Below are 2,155 nucleotides of genomic sequence, written 5' to 3' on the forward strand. Positions count from 1 at the left end.
CGGAGCGCGCCCCCGAAGGGGACACACCCCGCCTTAAATCCCCTGGTCGAAACGAGCCTTGGGCCCTCGGCTTGTCAAGGTGAGGCGTGGAGCAATGGCAGCAACCCCCGCGCAGTGTTCAGACCGGGGACATCCGTGAGGGGTGTGCGGAGACATCCGTGACACCTTTCCGATCTCGCAAGGAGGTCGGAGGTGCCGTTCACGGGAGTCTCGGCGATGGATCGCAAGGGGGAGTTTGTGAGGCTGGCGCTTGCTGAGGGGGCCAACCGTCGAGAGCTCTGCCGCGATGGGGGAAGTTAGGTTTTGCGGAAGAAGTTGTAGATCCGCTCGGCCAGCGGCGCGCTGACGCCCTCCACCTTCAGCAGGTCATCCACGCTGGCCCGGCTCACTCCGCGCGCACTCCCAAACGCGTGCAGCAGGGCCTTCTTCCGCCCCGGGCCGACGCCTTCGATCTCGTCCAGGGGGTTCTTCTTCATCTCGGCGCTGCGCTTGGCGCGGTGGGTGCCGATGGCGAAGCGGTGGGCCTCGTCGCGCAGGCGCTGGAGGTAGTAGAGGACCGGGCTCTTGGGCTCGAGCATGAAGTAGGGCTTGCCGGGGATGAAGAAGCGCTCCAGCCCGGCGTCGCGGTCCGGGCCCTTGGCGACGCCGACCACGGCGATGTCGTCGACGCCCAGGTCGGCCAGCACTTCCATCACCGCGCTGATCTGGCCCATGCCGCCGTCGATGAGGACGAGGTCCGGGCGGATCGCCTCGCCGCCCTCCTCCTCCTCCTTCACCATCCGGCCGAAGCGGCGGCGCAGCACCTCCTTCATCATCCCGAAGTCGTCGCCGGGGGTGATGTCGACGCCGCGGATGTTGAACTTGCGGTACTGGGATTTCTGGAAGCCGTCGGGGCCGGCGACGATCATGCCGCCGACCGCATTGGTCCCCATGATGTGGGAGTTGTCGTAGACCTCGATCCGCTCCGGCGGGCTCTCCAGGCCGAAGGCTTCGCAGACGCCGGCCAGCAGTTTCGCCTGGGCGGAGCTCTCCGACATCTTGCGGCCCAGCGCCTCGCGGGCGTTGAGGAAGGCGTGCTCCACCAACTGGCGTTTCTCGCCGCGCACGGGCCTGGCGATTTCCACCTTGCGGCCGCCCTTCAGGCAGAAGGCGTCGGCCAGGAGGTCGCGTTCGGCGGGCTCGATGTTGACGAGGATCAGTTTGGGGATCGGCTTGTCGTCGTAGAACTGGCCCAGGAAGGCGCCCATGATGTCGGGGTCCTCGTCGGATTTGTCCACGCGGGGGAAGTAGGCGCGGTTGCCCCAGTTCTGGCCGGCGCGGAAGAAGAATACCTGGACGCAGGCCTGGCCGCCCTCGGCGAAGAGGGCGAAGACGTCGGCCTCGTCCACCGTCTCCGGATTGATCTGCTGTTCCTGGGCGACGGAGGCGAGCGCGCGGATGCGGTCGCGCAGGCGCGCGGCGCGCTCGAACTCCATGTCGTCGGCCGCGGCGGTCATCTGTTCGGCGAGGCCGGCGACCACGGCGCGGGACTTGCCACGCAGGAAGGCCTCGGCTTGCTCAACGAGGCCGCCATAGTCCTCCAGGCTGATCAGCCCGGTGCAGGGCGCGGCGCAGCGCTTGATCTGGTGCAGCATGCAGGGGCGCGTGCGGCTCTCGTAGACGCTGTCGGAGCAGGAGCGGAGCAGGAACGCCTTCTGCAGGGTGTTGAGCGTCTTGTTGACCGCGTTGGCGCTGGCGAAGGGGCCGAAGTAGTCGCCCTTGATCGAGTGCACGCCGCGATGCTTGCGCAGCTGCGCCGCCGGATGCTCGCGGCGGATGACGATCTCCGGGAAGGACTTGTCGTCGCGCAGCAGGACGTTGAAGCGGGGCTTCAACTGCTTGATCAGGTTGATCTCGAGCAGCAGGGCGTCGGTCTCGGTGCGGGTGGTGACGAACTCCATCGACCGCGTGGCGTCGACCATGTGGGCGATGCGGTTGGTGTGGAAGCGGCCTTGCGCGTACTGGATGACCCGCTTCTTCAGGCTGCGGGCCTTGCCGACGTAGAGCACCTCCCCGTCCTCGCCCATCATCCGGTAGACCCCCGGCTTGTCCGGCAGGCGGGTGACCTCGTCCTTGATCAGCGCGGCGCCCTTCAGGGCGGCCGGCGCGGCGATGT

1 protein-coding gene is annotated in these 2,155 nt (G+C 67.7%); it reads right to left on the bottom strand.

Annotation, left to right across the window (positions count from 1 at the left end; genetic code table 11):
• Nucleotides 1-296 precede the first annotated feature (296 nt).
• Nucleotides 297-2,153 (bottom strand): excinuclease ABC subunit UvrC, encoded by a 1,857-nt coding sequence (gene uvrC, locus E8A12_RS19900; RefSeq protein ID WP_293372073.1) that lies wholly within the window; start codon nucleotides 2,151-2,153, stop codon nucleotides 297-299.
• Nucleotides 2,154-2,155 lie beyond the last annotated feature (2 nt).

The organism is Phenylobacterium sp., from assembly GCF_004799395.1.
In the GTDB taxonomy this organism is placed as follows: Bacteria; Pseudomonadota; Alphaproteobacteria; order Caulobacterales; family Caulobacteraceae; genus Phenylobacterium.